Source organism: Paenibacillus castaneae (assembly GCF_002884445.1).
GTDB lineage: Bacteria > Bacillota > Bacilli > Paenibacillales > Paenibacillaceae > Pristimantibacillus > Pristimantibacillus castaneae.
The window spans coordinates 2,331,637-2,349,712 of record NZ_KZ614144.1 but is presented as its reverse complement, the minus strand read 5'-3'; the positions used below and the strand labels follow the sequence as shown (position 1 = coordinate 2,349,712).

At 45.3% G+C, this 18,076-nt stretch carries 17 protein-coding genes; 6 read left to right on the top strand and 11 right to left on the bottom strand.

The window, feature by feature from the left end:
* Positions 1 to 95 precede the first annotated feature (95 nt).
* Together CEF13_RS09990 and CEF13_RS09985 are read right to left on the bottom strand one after the other, a co-directional pair.
* Entirely contained in the window at positions 96 to 1,070 is a 975-nt protein-coding gene (locus CEF13_RS09990; protein ID WP_166742821.1) for a GNAT family N-acetyltransferase, read from the bottom strand.
* Between the two features lie 11 nt (positions 1,071 to 1,081).
* A complete protein-coding gene (locus CEF13_RS09985; RefSeq protein ID WP_102710539.1) occupies positions 1,082 to 3,349 on the bottom strand; it encodes a hypothetical protein in 2,268 nt (755 codons plus the stop codon).
* Positions 3,350 to 3,630: 281 nt separating this feature from the next.
* Between CEF13_RS09985 and CEF13_RS09980 the strand changes: the two genes are divergently transcribed.
* Entirely contained in the window at positions 3,631 to 4,650 is a 1,020-nt protein-coding gene (locus CEF13_RS09980) for a LacI family DNA-binding transcriptional regulator (protein ID WP_102710538.1), read from the top strand.
* Between the two features lie 116 nt (positions 4,651 to 4,766).
* Here CEF13_RS09980 and CEF13_RS09975 read toward each other — a convergent pair whose 3' ends face one another.
* Entirely contained in the window at positions 4,767 to 5,396 is a 630-nt protein-coding gene (locus tag CEF13_RS09975; RefSeq protein WP_208414528.1) for an O-methyltransferase, read from the bottom strand.
* Between the two features lie 147 nt (positions 5,397 to 5,543).
* On the opposite strand from CEF13_RS09975, the gene CEF13_RS09970 reads away from it, so the two are divergent.
* The 4 genes from CEF13_RS09970 (at position 5,544) to CEF13_RS09955 (ending at position 10,550) form a co-directional block, all read left to right on the top strand.
* Positions 5,544 to 6,689, top strand: coding sequence for a THUMP domain-containing class I SAM-dependent RNA methyltransferase (locus CEF13_RS09970; protein WP_102710536.1), 1,146 nt, complete (start codon positions 5,544 to 5,546; stop codon positions 6,687 to 6,689).
* Between the two features lie 24 nt (positions 6,690 to 6,713).
* Positions 6,714 to 8,765 carry an LTA synthase family protein gene (locus CEF13_RS09965; protein WP_102710535.1) on the top strand — a complete coding sequence of 684 codons (2,052 nt, stop codon included), beginning with the start codon at positions 6,714 to 6,716 and terminating at the stop codon, positions 8,763 to 8,765.
* A gap of 260 nt (positions 8,766 to 9,025) precedes the next feature.
* On the top strand, positions 9,026 to 9,940 hold the full coding sequence (locus tag CEF13_RS09960) for an SDR family NAD(P)-dependent oxidoreductase (protein ID WP_102710534.1): 915 nt from the start codon (positions 9,026 to 9,028) through the stop codon (positions 9,938 to 9,940).
* 10 nt (positions 9,941 to 9,950) lie between these two features.
* Positions 9,951 to 10,550 (top strand): TetR/AcrR family transcriptional regulator, encoded by a 600-nt coding sequence (locus tag CEF13_RS09955; RefSeq protein ID WP_102710533.1) that lies wholly within the window; start codon positions 9,951 to 9,953, stop codon positions 10,548 to 10,550.
* Positions 10,551 to 10,723: 173 nt separating this feature from the next.
* On the opposite strand, the gene CEF13_RS09950 is transcribed toward CEF13_RS09955, so the two are convergent.
* The 8 genes from CEF13_RS09950 to racE all read right to left on the bottom strand — a co-directional run bounded on the left by CEF13_RS09950 (position 10,724) and on the right by racE (position 15,974).
* Positions 10,724 to 12,160 carry a PDZ domain-containing protein gene (locus CEF13_RS09950; RefSeq protein WP_102710532.1) on the bottom strand — a complete coding sequence of 479 codons (1,437 nt, stop codon included), beginning with the start codon at positions 12,158 to 12,160 and terminating at the stop codon, positions 10,724 to 10,726.
* 88 nt (positions 12,161 to 12,248) lie between these two features.
* Positions 12,249 to 12,548, bottom strand: a complete 300-nt coding sequence (locus tag CEF13_RS09945) for a hypothetical protein (protein WP_102710531.1) — start codon at positions 12,546 to 12,548, stop codon at positions 12,249 to 12,251.
* A complete protein-coding gene (locus tag CEF13_RS09940; RefSeq protein ID WP_166742820.1) occupies positions 12,511 to 13,125 on the bottom strand; it encodes a DUF3990 domain-containing protein in 615 nt (204 codons plus the stop codon). Before CEF13_RS09940 ends, CEF13_RS09945 begins: the two co-directional genes overlap by 38 nt.
* Positions 13,126 to 13,210: 85 nt before the next feature.
* Entirely contained in the window at positions 13,211 to 13,435 is a 225-nt protein-coding gene (locus CEF13_RS09935; protein WP_102710529.1) for a YuzB family protein, read from the bottom strand.
* 34 nt (positions 13,436 to 13,469) lie between these two features.
* The gene (locus tag CEF13_RS09930; protein ID WP_102710528.1) at positions 13,470 to 13,772 is read right to left on the bottom strand and encodes a heme biosynthesis protein HemY; all 303 of its coding nucleotides are present in this window, start codon (positions 13,770 to 13,772) and stop codon (positions 13,470 to 13,472) included.
* A gap of 44 nt (positions 13,773 to 13,816) precedes the next feature.
* Entirely contained in the window at positions 13,817 to 14,059 is a 243-nt protein-coding gene (locus CEF13_RS09925) for a hypothetical protein (protein WP_102710527.1), read from the bottom strand.
* Between the two features lie 85 nt (positions 14,060 to 14,144).
* Positions 14,145 to 15,032: a M14 family metallopeptidase gene (locus CEF13_RS09920; protein ID WP_102710526.1), complete on the bottom strand. Its 888-nt coding sequence runs from the start codon at positions 15,030 to 15,032 to the stop codon at positions 14,145 to 14,147.
* 126 nt (positions 15,033 to 15,158) lie between these two features.
* Complete coding sequence (racE, locus tag CEF13_RS09915) at positions 15,159 to 15,974, bottom strand: glutamate racemase (RefSeq protein ID WP_102716319.1); 816 nt, start codon at positions 15,972 to 15,974, stop codon at positions 15,159 to 15,161.
* A 293-nt stretch (positions 15,975 to 16,267) separates the two neighbouring features.
* On the opposite strand from racE, the gene CEF13_RS09910 reads away from it, so the two are divergent.
* The gene (locus CEF13_RS09910; RefSeq protein ID WP_102710525.1) at positions 16,268 to 18,013 is read left to right on the top strand and encodes an alpha-glycosidase; all 1,746 of its coding nucleotides are present in this window, start codon (positions 16,268 to 16,270) and stop codon (positions 18,011 to 18,013) included.
* Positions 18,014 to 18,076 lie beyond the last annotated feature (63 nt).

The window sequence follows — 18,076 nt, the reverse complement described above, 5'->3', positions numbered from 1 at the left end:
CTCCAGCACGTTTTTTATGAATTCGGACTGGTTGCTGCCTCTACTTTCTGCTCAGCAAGAACCGATGGTAAAGATTGAGTAGTATATCGTTATCCCTAGAAACTGTCAATCCCCCAAAATAATACTTCAGATACCGTCTTTCCATCTATTGGAGCATTAATATTTTTAAACATGTCCACCAATTCTTCTGTGCTCTGTATTACTGTTTCTCCCAATGTAATAGGATTGATAAGCATATACATATTGCTTCCATTGCTCTCATAACTTTCGACTTTCATTCTTGAGCGAATTAAGCTTTCGAACTTCACATCCGCATCTTCCTTGTTCATCATGGAACAAAGTTTGCTAACCGCCTGGTCGAAGATGTCTTCATAAGCTAGAAGCACACAAAATTCATCTACAAGAATACAACCGTCATGATATTGGAAACATAAGTATCCTATAATTTCATCACGCTCATTCTCAATTACCCACAAGTTTCGTCCTTCCATCTTCACCCAGAATCTCCAATAATAATCGTCACCCCTGACAAATGGGCCGTTTAATCTTTCAGAATATTCCTTGTATATGGCTTTTAAATAGGGAATTTCATGATCATAGTCTACGGGCCTTAAGCGATGTACCAGTTCATCCCGCCCCGCTGCCTTAGAAACTTGTCTATAGGTTGTTGTTTTCATCCAGCCCAATCTGCTGTAAATTCCAGCCGTTCCGCGCAGCATCGAGATATGAATGCCGCGCTCTTTCATTTGCTTTATGGCCTCTTCGAGCAGGCGATTTGCCAGTCCTTTACCTCTATGTTCCAGTATCGTGCTGACCTCGCCAATTCCACCGACCTTCATTTCTTTTCCGAAAAAATATGCCTTCCTGTAGAAGATCCTTACCGTACTTAATATGCAATTATTCTCAACAGCTACAAGAATGCCTTCCAAATCCCGATTTGGGTCCATATAGAAGTGGTTGATAAATACCCCTTTCAGAACAGGATTGTCAATTCCGTCGCTAAAAACATGAACGCAGTGTTCAAACCAAGCATCCAATTCTTCATACCTCAACGATCGAAACTCAATCAATTGTATACCCCCTAATCATTCAAAATTGATAAATCCGGATTCCATTCCGGATTCCTTATTCCAAGCCACTCGTGAATGGCGAGCACAATTAGATTCCAGCCGAATATGCGGTGCTGAGCGGAATCTCCTCGATCTCCCGAAAGTGAAAGATATTCTCTGCTAAGCGGATTTTCAGAATCAAAATGAAGCTCGGCATCCAACCTTTTTTTCATGAGTTCGTCCGCTTTGCTCCACCCATGGTATTTTCCTACTGCAAGTGCGACATACTGCTTACGCAGCCAGCTTCCACCGTTAGCATAGGTGCCGGGTTTCCAGTAAAGATCGTCGTTGAAAGGATTTACTTCTTTGCTGAAGAAAGTTCCGTCAACCTTGCATATGTTAGGCATTAATCCCTCAGGGGATACCGGGTATTTTTCCAATGTATTGATGACCATTTCATCATCAAGCATCGAACGTTCGAATATATAAGTACTTAGAAATTCCGGTTCAAGATCGATGTTTGCGACTATTCCTATTGCGTCTCCATTTTCACCAAGCGTATTATCAGGAAAGCTGTGAATGAACTTACCTTCTGAACCATACTCCGCATAATAGCCCCTATACGCATCAACAGCTGCTTGTACGTATTCCTCGGAAATGTCTGCACCAAGCTCTTTGGCAGCCATTAAAGCTACAGCATAATACCCCTGACTTGAAGCAAATCTACAAGGACGTCCCTGCAGCATCACATCCATCGCCGATTGCGGGTTGTTAGTCTTGATAACACCATCTCCGTCGGGATCAAACTTTTGTCTGATGTGTGTTGCGATCTCGTGTACTTTCTTCATATCCGGCTTACTGCCGAATCGTTTTCGGTTAAGATAGCTCCATAAAAGATAGAGGTAAGGAAGTTCATTATCTGAATGCTCAATACTTCCGTGATATGCGGTAATAATGTTGTCAACGGATCCCTGTTCATTCATCGTCTCTCCAATGCGTCTCAAAATATTTTCATTGAGGAACGCATCCTGAGTACCATTAAGAATCCAAAATACATCACGGAAATACATCTCGAAATATAAAGTGCTCGGTACCACCATTGGTTCATCTATACCGGGCTCCGTTACCCAAGTTAGCATTTTGAAGTCAGCATAAAGAATCTTTTCCAATTCGCTTCCCTTGAAGCCCAGACCTTCCGCAAGGTTTACCTGACTTTTCAGTTTAACATTTCGTGCTGTAGCCTCACTGTCTTCGGCAAAAATCAATACAGTGCGAACGAGTTCCTTTCCCTGACGAAGTTCATGCCATGGGAGGGGTATTGGGGAAGCCTCGAAAATCCGGATATTTCTTGTTTCGATCTCATTGGATTCTTCGAAAAAAAGCGTATAATATCCATCTTCCGGAAGTTCGTTTGAACGGCCGACAAACGACAGCCATTCCTGTGTCACAACGGAATATACATTATCATCATTGATCTTATCTATACGATTTCCTTTTGAATCAATGAGGTTAACCGGTCCCCCTCTTTTTTTGCCCCGGCATTCCATGGCTAATGTATATCGGTATCCACGCCGACCAAAGAAAGTACATCGACGGTCGGATTGTTCCTTGATTTCGAACGGAATTCCGACATTGCCGTACAATTCACCCAGAGTGAGTGTTACATGATGCTTGCCTTCACTGCGTTCTTCTTGCGTCGCAGTCCGCAGGAGCGCCGGATCCGTTATTTGTATGGTTGCAGTGTTCCCATGGCTCGTACGGCGCCAAGCAAGGCGGCTCCACTTGTTCTTCCATCCCGAATCGGTAAGTAGGCCGACCATTATGCCGCTTTCATCGACAAATCCTGCTGCTGGAAATACATCATCTGTAAGAACACCGTATGCTGGTCCACCGGTATGGTCCTTTTGGTCGAACGACCAGTAAGAACGGGGGGCAGCGCTTGGTTCGAGTGAGTTTTTCAGCGAGATATAGAGGCGCGGAATATCATTCTGAAACAGACGAATTGTTTTTTTTATGACCCGATCCGTTACCTGTTCATAAGTGACTTCAATGTCAAGATCAGTCGTATAGAGAGGTAGTCGTGATTTCCCGCGCAAGATCAGCTTCCCCTCTTTTTCAATCGCCTCTTCTGCTTTCCAGGATGCTATTTCAAATCGATCTGCCCGATCTCCGTTCTCAAGGAGAAGATTTAATTCACCGCCGCAATTATGCCTTGCAAGTAACGTTTCGCCATATAAAAGCTCGGTTGAAAACCCTTTATTAATATCACCATTCAAACGAAATGAAAATAATTTTTGCATACTGTTTCTACCTTTCACGAAAAATCATTTATGAATTGAATTGCTTTGGAGTCCATCGTTTCCACTCTCAATTCTGTTAATCAATTCGTAAGCACTTACATGAAATATTTTAGTTCGCTTATTAATTGAAGTCAATTAAAATTAACAATAATATTTTTCTCTTTATCCCAAATTATTTGGTAATTTATATGAATTAATTTAATAACTAAAATTTATTGACTTGTTACTTAAAGTTTTATTATATTTATAGAAAGTAACTACTTCTTTGTCAGGAGATTCTTATGAAAAAACAAAAGGTAACGTTGGAAACCATAGCAAATAAACTCGGTGTTACAAAGGTTTCTGTTTTTAAAGCACTTAAAAACCAACCTGGTGTTAGTGATGCATTGAGAGAAAGAATAGTTCGTGCAGCACAGGAATTGGGTTATATGAATAAAAGCGAGAATGAAAAACTGACTATCACAAAACTCGGCTTTCTCGTTACTAAACGATTTTTCCTCGACACGGATAATTTCTATACGCTTATTTATTATTTTCTAGAAAGAGAATGCGCTCAAAACAATATCAACATATCTTTATATATTCTCAACTCTGAAGAGGAAGAAATGGGAGTCCTACCATTCAATTTCCAACAAGAGCAACAATCCTTAAACGGTCTGTTTATTGCCGGAGAAATATCTAAAAACTACATTAAAGAAACCATTCTAAAAACAAAAATTGCTACTGTAGCGATAGATTTTCATGATACAGATTTGCCGATCGACTCGATTGTCACCGATAATTATTTATCAGGCTACACAATAACTCAGTACTTAATTAACATGGGCCATCGGGATATTGGGTTTGTAGGTGACCCACACTATACGGCAAGCGTCATGGACCGATTCTGCGGCTACTATAAGGCACTTATTCAACATCATTTGGAATATCACAAGGAATGGCACTTGATCAATAACGACATAAACAGTACCTACGAAATGGATTACACGATTCCTCAGTCACTCCCTACCGCATTCGTGTGTCATTGCGATATGGCCGCCTATAAGCTGATGATTAAGCTTCAATCAAACGGTATTTCCGTTCCGAATCAAGTTTCGATCATCAGCTTTGATAATACGGATCTAAGTCAGAATATAAGTCCAAAACTTACAACAATGGACATCAACAAGAAGGACATGTCGTCAAAAGCACTGAATTGCATGCTCCACCGTTTAAAAAATCCTGACCTAGACCCTCAAAAAGTTATCGTTAATAATCAACTTGTAATACGTGATTCAGTAGCAGAATATCCGTACGGATGATCACGGTACTGCCTTACTCACTTGACTCATTGGCACTGTGCCATTCACAAAAACACCCTTAGAGCCTAGCCGACATCAATGTCGGCCAAGTCTAAGGGTGTTTGAGAGTTGACGTATTATTTAACGATTGCGATAGCTAGTCCGTCATAGCCAGGCAGCACCGTGCTTTGCAAACGGTCATCCGAGGCGATCGTTTCATTAAAAGAACGAACGGCTCGAACGGATGGTCCCGCTTTGGCTGGATCTGTTGTTCTGCCGCGAAGCAAAATATTATCGCCTACGATTATTGCACCAGGCTCTGCTAGCTCAATTGCATAATCCAAATATACGGGATAGCCTTCTTTATCGGCATCAATAAAGAAAAAATCAAAAGTTTGCCCTGCGCTTTTGAGCTGAGCCATGCTTTGCTTCGCATCCCCGACCATATACTGTACCTTGTCGCCAAGTCCGGCCGCTTCCATATGCACCTGAGCGAGGTCCGCATACTTCTGCAGCAGCTCAAGCGAGAGCAAGCTGCCACCTGCTTGCAGTCCGCGTGCCAAGCAAATGCCGCTGTATCCGCCGAGCGCACCGATTTCCATTATCTTCTTCGCGCCGGACATCGCCACAAGCATCGTGAGCAGTCTGCCATAGCCGTCCGCAACCGAAATATCCGGCATGCCGTTGGCTGCTATCCCCTCTTTTGTACGTTCCAAATCGGCATCTTTGCCGTATAGCGAGTCCACATATTGTTCATCCGTTAGCATAATTCTTCTCTCTCCAATTTTACAGTTTGTAAAAACAACCTAGTTTGTCCTATACTTGATTGTATGTTTTTGTTCGCAATGATACAAGAGACTGCTTCTAAAGCAGATTTTTGCTATCGTAAAGTATAAATGAAAAGAGAGTGTACAATGGAAAAATTACAGCTAATCGCAACTGCTCCGATGGGGCTTGAGGCGGTTGTCGCACGCGAGCTGAAGGATTTGGGTTATACGGATTTGCAGGTGGAAAACGGACGTGTCAATTTCACGGGTGGTCCTATCGATATTTGCCGTACCAATCTGTGGCTGCGGACAGCGGGAAGAGTTCTTATCAAAATGGGTGAGTTCCCTGCGACAACGTTTGAAGAACTCTTCGAAGGTACAAAGGCGCTGGACTGGCCGACATGGATTCCAAATGACGGAGAATTTCCGGTCAATGGCCGTTCGCAGAAATCGCAATTAACGAGTGTTCCTGCCTGCCAAAGCATCGTAAAAAAAGCTGTCGTCGACAAAATGACAGACCGTTACGGCACGGAATGGTTTCCGGAGAACGGAGGACGTTACGTTATTGAAGTGACGCTTATGAACGACCATGCTATGCTTACGCTTGATACGACTGGAGACGGCTTGCATAAACGGGGCTATCGCAAAGTAGCCACCGAAGCCCCAATTCGGGAAACGATGGCAGCAGCGCTTATACAACTCAGCCGTTGGCGCCCGGAAAGGCCGTTATATGATCCTTTCTGCGGGTCAGGAACGATATTAATTGAAGCTGCCATGATTGCATGGAATATTGCACCAGGACTTCGGCGAAGCTTTAATAGCGAAGGATGGCCGCTTATTCCTAACGAGCTCTGGGATGAGGCTCGCGATGAAGCGTTCGATCTGGTTAAAGATGATATTCCGCTTCAAATCGCAGGCTCGGATATTGATCCTGGCGCTATTGAAATTGCAGAAGCTGCGATCAAGAAAGCTGGCTTCGGCAAAGAAATCAAGCTTTCTGTTCAGCCTGTTGCGAAAGTTAAGCTGCAGGGTGATTACGGGGTTATCATTACCAATCCGCCATATGGGGAACGGCTAGGTGATGATGTGCAAGCGGAAGCTGCGCTGCGTCAATTCGGCTTGACCGCCCTGCATTATCCGACTTGGTCATATTTCGCAATTAGTCCAACAACAACGATTGAGACTTATTTCGGCAGACCAGCCGATAAGAAGCGCAAGCTTTTTAATGGACGCATTGAATGTAACTACTTCCAATTTTTTGGCCCGCTTCCCCCTCGTGGAAATCGGACTTAAGTTAGAAAGAAGGCCTGTTTAATTATGTTATTCAATCAACATACATGGATACGTCGCGGCATGAGTACTCTCCTTCTATGGCTGGAGCGGATTAAAGGAGTCGACTTGCTTCTGTTTGTCCTTGTCATGCTGATGAAGCTGTATCTATTTTCTAAATTTCTTGCCGTTGCCAATATGCCCATGAATCGCATTGATGCGCTTATAGAAGTGGGTTCTCTCCTGCTCGTCAGCTTTTGGACGATCTGGCTGCCTGCGCGCGGGCGAATCATTGCGCTTATTGCTTTAAATATGATCATATCCTTTGTACTGTTTGCCGATCTGGTTTATTATCGCTACTTTCAGGATTTGATTTCTGTACCCGTACTGCTTCAATTAAATCAGGTTGAATCGTTAGGCGAAAGCATCGAAACGTTGCTGCGCTGGAAGGACATTTCCTTTTTCATCGATTGGCTGTTTATGATTCCTTTTGCCGTTTATACGATTTGGCGCGGCCGCGGAGACCTGAGATATGCTAATCAGTATCGCCGCATTCCACCGGTCTGGAGAAAAGCGGTCGCTCGGATTGTACTGAGTGCTGTCCTTTTCTCTATTGGCGCATCGCTAGTGTTCACGAATGTAAATCAAGCCAATCGCACTTGGGCACAGGGTGTATTCGTTGGAAACTGGTGGAATTTATCCATTTATAATGTTACGGGTGAACTCGGCTTCCACGGCTATGACGTATATCGCTATGTGAAGCAGCACTGGCTTGATGCGGAAATGGTTACAGCCGAGCAGAAATCGGATGCCAAGGAATGGATCGAATCGCGCGGCAGTCTTCGAAAGGCGATGGAGCAGGATCCGCTGTACGGCGCTTATTCGGGCAGCAATGTGTTGATGATCCAGCTCGAGGCTTTCCAAAACTTTGTCATTCATCAATCTATTGGCGGTCAAGAAATTACGCCCAATATGAATAAGCTTATTGAGCAAAGCGCCTATTTCAGCAATTTCTCTCACCAGACGGCTCAGGGCAGAACATCGGATGCGGATTTCACTGCAAATTGCTCCCTCCAGCCTGTTGCGAATGGCTCTGTTTTTGTTCAATATGCGCCGAACGAGTTCGACTGTTTACCGCAAACATTAAAAAATAATGATTACTTCACATCCGTATTCCATGCCTATGAGGGCGGCTTTTGGAATCGAAATACGATGTATCGAAACATGAAGTATGATCAATTTTATAGTTTGAAGCATTTTACTTTAGATGATAAGCTCGGCTGGGCGCTTAGCGACAAATCATTTTTCAAACAATCGCTTGATCTGATTTCTGAACAGAAGCAGCCCTTCTACTCGTTCCTAATAACTTTATCCAGCCATTATCCTTTTACAATGCCGGAAGCCGAGCAGACACTTAACCTTGGCGAGTTGGATGGTACGATTATGGGGGACTATCTTCAAGCCATTCATTATGTCGACGCTGCTTTGGGTGAGCTTGTTGACAGAATGAAGGCTGAGGGGTTATGGAATAACACCATACTTGTTGCCTATGGCGATCATGACAATTCAATTAAGGATTGGACGCTGTTCGAGAAGCTTTTCGACAAACCATTAAATGATCTTGAACGGGCCACTATTTTGAAGCAGGTGCCTTTCATCGTTCATTTGCCGAATGACGAGCATTCAGGCACCTATACAAATGTTGGCGGACAGCTTGATGTGACGCCAACGATTATGCATTTGCTTGGCATTTCCACTGCCGACAAGTATTTGATCGGGACTCCCTTGTTGACCGAGAAAAAACAGGACGGCAAAATGGTTGTGTTTAGAAATGGTGCTTGGACAGACGGAACGGTCTATTATATGCCATCAGGCGATAATATAATCGAGAACGGAAAGTGCTGGAATATTGCAGAAAATGCGCTTGGAGATATGAACGCTTGCAGTCATGCTGTTGAAGCCGCGCGCACTGAGCTTAATATGTCCGATCAAATCGTGATGAATGATTTAATTGATGCGTTTAAGGTGCAAAATGCAACCGAAGCGCGTGGCGGCGAATCAGAAGGCGATAATGTAGAAGCTGCAAGCGCAATGCAGTGAGCGAATACCAGAAGCAAGTAAATCCACTGCTAGGGAAAACTAATTTTAAAGCTTTATTCATAGAACAGCCGATCAGGTTTTTTACACCTGTTCGGCTGTTTTGCTTGCTGCCTGCTCCCAGCGAAATCAGGATTTCAAACTATTTACACGCTGCTTTTCAGGCAGTGCGTTGCCGAACCGGAGTAATAGTAGTTGACGTTTCCCTTAAATTTAATTATATTTATAATAAATGAACGATTCATTCATTATATTGGAGGGGTATGAAAATGACTACGAAGTGGACAGTGAAAGGAAAATATGTCATCATTACCGGAGTCACCAGCGGCATCGGTTTGGCCGCCGCGAAGGAGCTTGCGATCCGGGGAGCAAACCTGGGAATCGTAGCGCGTAATCAATCAAAAGCTAATGAGGTAGCGGCTCAACTCAAGGCCATAGCTGGGCACAACATTACGGTAGACATTTTTGTTGCGGATATGTCTTCTCAGCAGTCCATTCGCCTAGCAGCTGCGGACATTTTGGGAAGATGGCCTAAAATCGACATTCTGATCAACAATGCCGGAGCTATGTTTGTAACGCGGGAGTTAACTGTCGATGACATCGAAAACACTTGGGCGGTTAATCACCTGGCTCCTTTCCTGCTTACTAAGCTGCTCCTTGAACGATTAATGGAAAATGAACATGCACGCATAATTACGACCGCTTCTCATGGCCACAAAATGGCCAAAAAAGGAATTCGCTTTGACGACCTCAGTGCCGAGGGGTTCTATAATTTCCCGCAAAGCCTGATGGGAGGCGCTAATTTCCGCTACGGCGAAACCAAGCTCGCCAACATCATGTTTACTGCCGAATTAGGCAGGCGGCTAGAAGGAACCGGAATTACGGCTTCCTGTTTCGATCCCGGATTGGTGGCAACGAACTTTAACCAAGACAACGGATGGTTGGCCCGTTTAACTATGGCGGTGATGAAATGGTTCTCCCGAACTCCTGAGAAAGGCGCCGAAACCTTGGTCTGGTTAGCTGATTGTGACGAAATGGCTGTTTCCAATGGGAGCTACTATAAGGATATGCAAAGTATATCCCCATCCGAGGCTGCCCAGAATAAAGACAGCGCCAGACGTCTATGGGAGGTAAGTGAGGCACAGATACGAAGAAAGCAATCTCAAACAATCGGATGATGGAGAGTGAATGCATTTGAAGCAACAAAATGAATCTAGTATTGAACCTTCCTCCGATGATCGCAGAGAACAAATAAAGAATGCAGCGCTTAAAGTGTTTGCTCGACGAGGAATCGACAGAACGAAAATGAGCATGATAGCAGTTGAAGCTGGTATCAGTCAAGGTTTGTCATACCGTTATTTCAGTTCAAAAGAAGAGATCTTCACTATCCTTGTGCAGGAAGCGATAGATGAAGCGCAGGCTGCGATTAGAAATGTTCGGCACTTACCAGGTTCACCTAAGGAACAACTGAAAATATTTACCCTAAATATGATGGATGAAAGTCACAAATACTATTTTTTGTTGCTTCAACACGCGCAAACTTCGGATGAGGCACCAGTAATGGCAAAGCAAATCATCGAACAATATTCTTCGGGTGAAACTATCGAGCAGCTTGTTCCCCTGTTCATTAAGGGACAGCAAATGAGTGAATTCCGCGAAGGCGATCCTCACAAACTTTTATTCCTCTACTTCTCCGTCATAATCGGCCTTATGCTGCAGAACATTCCACTCTCCCAAGACTATTTGCAGCAAGAGATAGATAGTTTATTGAAAATTATATTGAAATAATGCTCAGGAAACTGTGGAGCTACGGGAGTTAGACGTACATGTAATATATATAAAAAATACACCCTCTAAAGTATCAGCGGTTTCCCTAATGGGTTTCTCCAATGTCTACTTTAAGGGGTGTACTTTTATTGGTATAGCTCTCTTTAGGATAAAACCTGACGTTTCCTAAATGGCTAATGCTGCGCTAGCCAGTCAAGCACCTCATCTATCGTGTTTACCGGCACGATATTCAGATCAGGGGCCGCGCTTCGGGCGGCTTGTTCTAATTGCGCCGGTACGAAGAAGACGTCGGCATCGGTGCGGCTGATTGCATATGCCTTCTGCTTAATGCCCCCAATAAGTCCAATTGAGCCGTCAGCTTCAATCGTTCCTGTGCCAGCGATCTTCAAGCCGTGAGTAACACCGCCAGGTGTCAGCTGATCGATGAAAGCCAGCGTCAACATGGCTCCATGCGAAGGTCCACCAATGTGAGCCATATAATAGTTGTAAGAAATACTGCGCGGAATGTCCAAATGAACTTTCGTTTCGACCGAAATTCCGAATACAGGACGCTCAGGGGTGTCAGCAGCGGCAACTGTCTGGATGTCCACCTGGAGATCGGCATCGCTGCGCTTGAGTGCAACCTTAACCGATTGTCCAGGCTTTACCGCTTTAGCCATATAGGCTGTCATTTCATTAATGGATTGGACAGCGTGATCGTCAAGCTTGTATATAATGTCTCCTGCCTCTAATACAGAATCTGCTGGACTATCCTTCACTACAGCAATTACTCTTACACCTTCCGCGGTTATTCCGCCTCCGACCCCCGCCTTCTGCATGGCCAATGCAGCAGCGACGCTATTCGCATCCGTCTTCATCTGGACGACCTGCGTATATGTTTCTGTAAGAGGCGGCTCGTCCTCTGGTGTTTTCTCAAATATATAGAAAGGAAACATCTTCGCATACAGCCAATCGGCTGCTACTGCAGGTCTGTCAAACACTAGCACACCGTTCACCGTTCCCCCGCTTTGGCCCCCCTCGACATGAGCGTAGCGATTCAAATTCAACGTCATTCCGGGATAAGTCACCTGATAGCCCGTAGGGCAGAGTAGCGCCAGTAGCAATACCACCGAAACAAGAAGAACCGCTCCGCTTCGCCACGGCATGCTCAGCAGCCGTCTGCGCCCTCGTCTACTGCGTCCTTCTGCCGTGCCTAGCTTTCCTTTATTCCTCTCATCCGCACGCTCTAGCGCTTCGCTGAGGAGCATATCGACGAAGAGAAGCGGAATAGCCGAAACGATTAGTATCAACAACAGCAGCAGCTTCTGTGGAGCGAATAGAATAAATCCGGCTCCAGACAATCCAATCACGACTATTATGAGTCGAATTAACTGCAGCAGCAGCTGAAGCATACCCGCCCTGCCCCATTGCTTTATTAGTCCAGTTAAGCCGCCAACAGCAAAGCTTAACGGAACAATCGCCATCGCATAAAATATACGGTCGATCATCTCAATCCACTGCATGCCTCCAGCGGTGCGCAGCGGTGACGGCAGCCAGATAAGCTCCGCCGCTACGATGGCAAACAGCACTAGGGCTAGTCCAGTTATATAATACCGCGTTGGCTTCAACATCTATTCTCCCTCCTATACTTCTTTGCCTGAATTCACCTGGTCCATATGCAGAACAAAAGAAAGACCCTACGATCATATCGCTGGGCCTTCATTTCATTTGGAAATATTGTCCTTGCTCCGATTCAATTCCTCTATCTCTAAGCTCTCCCCATTCAATATCTTGAATTCGCTCCAGCCATTTCGCAGGAGGTTGATTCATGCGGCTAGCATGATCCAGAAGCTGCGCGTAATGCCCGCAATTATCATACCCGCCCAGCTTGCGAACGACTTCGATATATTGAATGACGAGCTGCCTTGCATCCCCTTCATCATAACCGTAATCCGCGACCAGCGCTTCTACGATTCCTCGCTCATATAAGCTTAGTCTGACCTGCCTCTTCACTTTCATGATACATCCACCTGCTTCCTGAATATATATGGTAGCCAACAAGCCTAACATGCGATTCCCACCGCTCCGAGCAGAAAACAACCTGATTGCCTAGCCGAAGCGAGTCCAGCTTCCTGCCTTTGCGTGAGACGGTGATCTGTTCATAAAACCAATGCTCATCTTTATTTAATTGTACTGCTTTATGTACGATTTTTCCAGTGTCATTGTCCGCCATGGGGCCGATAATGATATCTGGATGAGACTCACACGGATCTATTCCTTTAGTTGCTGCCTTGCGATGCGCATAAATAAAGGAGGCCCATGCCGGGGAATCCGAAAGGAACAGCAAAGGCTCCACGTGCTCTGGAACCGATGACAGCTCTACTACAAGAACACAAGGACGGCCTCCATCCCAACACTCCTTCGCGGCCTTATGCGACCATTTGCGCGCTTGTGCAATTGATATCGTCGTATAGAAGCCTTCGCCGAAATCTTTGCCCGGCCGCCAATAAGACGAATGAAGCAGCTTTTGCTTAAACGATTGTACGGTATCGCTAGTCGTACCATGATAAAGCAGCTGCGGCGTCGTAATATCCAATCGATCCGTCCCTCTTTTCCTGCACAAAAACCCAACGATCAGAATAGCCGTTGGGTCTTGTTGTGAGTTATCGTATACAAATGTATTATTTCTTTATGAAAGGAAGCACCTTTTCAATTGCCTCATCCTCTGATGACGCCTTTATATATCGACCATTAATAAATATAAATGCATAGCGGGCACAAGGCCCGCAATATGATTTGCAGCCGACCTTAATCTCTGTGTCAGGCACAAGCTTCTGCAGCTTGGGAACAATCGTCTTCATCTTCATATGCTTGCATTTCTCGCAAACCCGTATATCGTTAGCCATTATTCATCGTCCTATTCCAGTTAGCTCATTCAGCTTAGTGATCGCCGTGGTTGCCTTTTGTTGGATTCGTTACAGCAAAACCTTCCTCAGGCACATAGAAATAATCGACGCGTACGCCATCAAGAAGCTCATTGTCCTTCTCTAGAATGACATCGATTCCCTTGTCTGTTGACACAACAACATCTTTGTCAGATGGCTCATCGATTGCCATTCCGTAATGAGCATGGTCGCCATGTGAATGAGTAATGTAAATACGCAATAATTTGCCTTCGTTTTCCGGCTTGTCCAGCTCAACTTGCAGCATTTTCGCAGCATTCTTTGAAATTTTGCAGTTCATGAATGATCCAGCTCCTCTTATTCGTATGCAATAGGCAGTTCTCATTATTTTATATTATACTTGGTCTCCATTCTACGGGCAAACCATTGTGCAAGCAGCAGCGTTATCCCAATATCATCAAGCGGGAAAAACGGGATTGGCACCAGCACATCCGGCAAAACCCAGTAAAGCAGAACTGGTATCAAAAAAAGCAGCTTGTCAGGCAGTGAAACCTTGTTTGAACGAAGCAGTATAAAAACACGGGCAAACGTCTGTCGCCAGTGGCGCAGCGATAACCATTTTCGCATCAGAAATTCCACCTTTACTGACCTTTACCCATTATTATATCACAACCATATCTGGTTTACTTGCTGCTCATTCGCAGCGCAGGCACTATAGCTTCAGCGCCTCAAGCAGCAGTGGTTGAAGCTCTACATAAATTCGATCAAATTGCGCCATCGGCAGCGGATTCTCGCCATAGCCTGCCTCAACCGTAAAGCCCGGTCTGCGAAAATGCTGAATAAACCAATCCTTATAACCCGCATCGCTGCCTGTCAGCTTCACCGGCTGATAGCCGCTCGCCTGTCCCAGCCTCCGTGCCATTCCCTCTGCTTCTGCCGGCTCATAATCCCGATAATTCCAATAGATTTCCCGTCCCTGTGTATGAAGCGCTATAACTGCAGCGAAAGGGAGTGCCTCTGTAAAACGGGCCATTGTAAGCGCTTCCGGCTCGCTGAGCGGATAAGGTCCTGGATAGTCGCGCGGCCCTGGGCTTGTAATTCCCCGACGTTTGCACTCCTCTTCCCAATGGGCCGGAAATTGGTCATTCAAGTCAACGCCCCTTATATTCCCTTTCCAGCCGCTGAACTGATCCGAGCCGCCATTCCATTCCAGCAGTTGGGGATACCAAGGGTGAGATTGCGGCACTCCACGCTGTGAGAGCTCTACGCCATCCGGATTTACCATCGGCACAGCCCAAAGCGTTACCTCGCTGCAGAGCTGATCCACATGCTGACCGCATAGCTTTTCTCCACTGTAATAAGCGGCTGACAAATCCCCGACGAAGCGCATGAGCAATGCTGATGTTATCCATTCGTTTGCATGAATAGAACCGTTCATATGAATGAGACGTGGGCCAGTTCCGCAGCGGAGCGCTATTATAGGCTTCTCCATTACGCTCTGCCCGATCACATGCGCCGACAGGAATGGATATTTGCCCCCAAGCTGCCTTACGCCCTCCACCAAATCGAGATAGCCGTATGTTTGAACAGAATACATCATGATCGCCCCCAGCTATACGCATTTATTCCTATCATGTTATGCCGGCACAGCCATGTCCTATGTAGCAATCAGTCAAAAAAGCCAAGTCCTCAAAGGACCTGGCTTCCGTTTATCCCGCGACAGTCTTCAGCTAATACATGGCACAAGCCATACAACAGGCGTCAGCTTAATTTGTTCACCCAGCCACTGCTGCGCGATTGTCTTGAATATTTCCGGGTCACCGCTGCAAAAAAAATGATGAAACGGTATGTTCTCGTTCTCGTTGCTTGCAAGCTTTCTACTCGACTGCAGAATCGTACTGATTTCACGTGCTGTTTCGTCAGCAGAGCTGATTAGTGTTACGTTCGGTCCCATAATCTCGGATATCGTATCCGTTAGAAACGGATAATGCGTGCAACCAAGTATCAACGTATCTATCGGATAGCTTCTTAAATGCCCAATGGAATCAAGTACGGTATCATAGGTTTGCTGCGAAGAGAAGTTGCCTTTCTCCACAAGCGGGACGAATTTAGGGCACGCTTCACTGACTACCTGCACATGAGGAGTCAACTCTCTTAAAGCCTGCTCGTATGCGCCGCTCTTAATTGTTCCTTCCGTGCCTATAACACCAACGCAGCCAGTTACCGTCCGCCCTATAGCAGCCCTTGCGCCGGGATTAATAACTCCAACTACAGGCACAGACACTCTGGAGCGAATATCAGTAAGCGCTACCGCGGTTGCAGTATTACATGCTATAACAATCATTTTCGGACTATACTGAATTAAATAATCTACAATTTCTCTCGTAAAATTCAAAATCTCGTCGGATGATCGCGGGCCATAGGGGGTTCTTGCCGTATCTCCGAAATAAATCACTCTCTCGCGGGGTAGTTGGCGCATAATCTCCTTGGCAACGGTTAGGCCGCCTACGCCGGAATCTAGTATCGCAATCGGTTGCTGCACAAACACACCGCTTTCCTAAACAAAGTGTAATAAACGAAGATAGTATAGCATATGAATTCAACCGTAAAAACGTACCTTCATCTTAACGCATAGTCGGACAGGGTTCAATCCTGAATAGGCTATGGTTTTTTCCATTTTCTTCGTTATTTATATGAAACGATCATGATTGCCGTGTACCCACATGTTTAATACCCGCGAGATAGGGTAAATAGAAATTAATCTTAACTTCAACACATGTATACTATGCATTGGAATCGTAGAAATCGGTCAATAAAGAAAAGGAGTGGAGCTGTGTGTTCAAGGAGTGCTTGTACCATTCAGCAGATCAGAAATGGGCTTATGCTTATGATCGCAATCATTTTCATTTAAGGCTCCGCACGAAAAAAAATGATATTGAAGAAGCGGTAGCTGTTACAGGAGACAAATACGATTGGGAACGTTATCAGCTTGATGCCCGTATGGAGAAAATCGCAGCAGATGATTTATTCGATTACTGGGAAGCAGTTATCCAGCCGGAGCAAAAAAGGTTCGCTTACGGATTTCGTGTCAAAAGCGGCGATGAAACATTATGGCTTATCGAAGACGGCATTTTTGAGGAACAGCCTCAGCCAGCCGGAGGCTATTTCGAAGTGCCTTATATTCATGAGATCGATTTATTTGAAGCTCCTGCGTGGGCGAAGAATGCGATCTTCTATCAAATCATGCCTGACCGCTTTGCCAATGGCGATTCGAGCAATGATCCTGAGCATGTATCGGCATGGGGGGATCAGCCAAGCGGAGACTCGCATTTCGGCGGCGATTTGCAAGGCATTATCGACCACTTGGATTACTTAACGGAGCTGGGTATTAATGCGATCTATATGACTCCGATCTTCACTGCTCCTTCCAATCACAAATACGATACAATTGATTACAACCAGATTGATCCACAGTTTGGGGACACCGAGCTGCTCAAAAAGCTGGTCAAGGTATGCCATGACCGTGAAATTCGCGTCGTACTAGATGCGGTATTTAATCATACGAGCGAGCAATTCCCCCCTTTCCAGGATGTATTGAAGCATGGGGAGAATTCTAAATACAGAGACTGGTTTCATCTAAACGGCTTTCCCGTTGAGGTCAAAGAAGGAATCGCAAATTACGCCACCTTCGGATTCTACGGGAATATGCCAAAGCTGAACACAGCAAATGCTGATGTTAAGCAATATTTGCTGGACATCGCGGTTTATTGGATAAAGGAAGCAGATATAGATGGATGGCGGCTTGATGTAGCTAATGAAATCGATCACCACTTCTGGCGTGAATTCCGCGCAGCGGTCAAAGCAGAGAAGCCTGATGCCTATATCATTGGAGAAGTGTGGGGCAATGCACTTAACTGGCTGCAAGGAGATGAATTCGATTCTTCCATGAATTATCCGTTTACGAATCGCGTACTCGATTTCTTCTCATCCTCGGATAGAAAAGGTTCCGATTTCGCCAATGAGATTAATAAATTGCTTATGAGATATCCGCAGCAAGTGAATGAGGCGTTATTCAATTTATTGTCTAGTCATGATGTGCCTCGGGCATTAACGCGCATAGGCAGCAATAAGCAGCGCTTGAAGCAAGCTGTCGTCTTCATGATGTCCTCGATGGGCGTCCCTTGTATTTACTACGGAGACGAGATCGGGTTAGAAGGCGATAGCGATCCTGACTGCCGCAAATGTATGGAATGGGATGCCGATAAACAAGACCGGGAATTATTCGATTTCTATCAACTATTAATAGCGCTGCGCAAGGAGCATGTTGCGCTTCGTGATGGCCGATTCCGCTTCCTTCATGCGGATAGCGAAAACGGCACATTGCTTTTTGAACGATTAAATGAAAAACAGCATTTTACGATTTGGATGAATAATACGGAGGATAAGGTCACGCTCTCGCATCCCATGAAGGCCGGCGGCTGGCAAGATGCTCTAACCAATGAGGACGTGCCTACGTTTGAGGAAAAACTAAGCATCGAGCTTGAACCGCTTGGATTCCGCATATTATACAGAGATATTTGAAAACAACAAGGGCTCTTCCCTCATCGATGATGGAGAAAGAGCCCTTGTTCATGCAAATCTATT

What these genes read in the sequence shown, in the direction of transcription:
- CEF13_RS09935 (WP_102710529.1), bottom strand. Translation starts at nt 13,435, where the DNA reads ATGGCTAACGATATACGGGTTTGCGAGAAATGCAAGCATATGAAGATG.
- CEF13_RS09945 (WP_102710531.1), bottom strand. Translation starts at nt 12,548, where the DNA reads ATGAAAGTGAAGAGGCAGGTCAGACTAAGCTTATATGAGCGAGGAATC.
- CEF13_RS09930 (WP_102710528.1), bottom strand. Translation starts at nt 13,772, where the DNA reads ATGAACTGCAAAATTTCAAAGAATGCTGCGAAAATGCTGCAAGTTGAG.
- CEF13_RS09950 (WP_102710532.1), bottom strand. Translation starts at nt 12,160, where the DNA reads ATGTTGAAGCCAACGCGGTATTATATAACTGGACTAGCCCTAGTGCTG.
- CEF13_RS09980 (WP_102710538.1), top strand. Translation starts at nt 3,631, where the DNA reads ATGAAAAAACAAAAGGTAACGTTGGAAACCATAGCAAATAAACTCGGT.
- CEF13_RS09975 (WP_208414528.1), bottom strand. Translation starts at nt 5,396, where the DNA reads ATGCTAACGGATGAACAATATGTGGACTCGCTATACGGCAAAGATGCC.
- CEF13_RS09920 (WP_102710526.1), bottom strand. Translation starts at nt 15,032, where the DNA reads ATGATGTATTCTGTTCAAACATACGGCTATCTCGATTTGGTGGAGGGC.
- CEF13_RS09985 (WP_102710539.1), bottom strand. Translation starts at nt 3,349, where the DNA reads ATGCAAAAATTATTTTCATTTCGTTTGAATGGTGATATTAATAAAGGG.
- CEF13_RS09970 (WP_102710536.1), top strand. Translation starts at nt 5,544, where the DNA reads ATGGAAAAATTACAGCTAATCGCAACTGCTCCGATGGGGCTTGAGGCG.
- CEF13_RS09965 (WP_102710535.1), top strand. Translation starts at nt 6,714, where the DNA reads ATGTTATTCAATCAACATACATGGATACGTCGCGGCATGAGTACTCTC.
- CEF13_RS09955 (WP_102710533.1), top strand. Translation starts at nt 9,951, where the DNA reads ATGCATTTGAAGCAACAAAATGAATCTAGTATTGAACCTTCCTCCGAT.
- CEF13_RS09960 (WP_102710534.1), top strand. Translation starts at nt 9,026, where the DNA reads ATGAAAATGACTACGAAGTGGACAGTGAAAGGAAAATATGTCATCATT.
- CEF13_RS09925 (WP_102710527.1), bottom strand. Translation starts at nt 14,059, where the DNA reads ATGCGAAAATGGTTATCGCTGCGCCACTGGCGACAGACGTTTGCCCGT.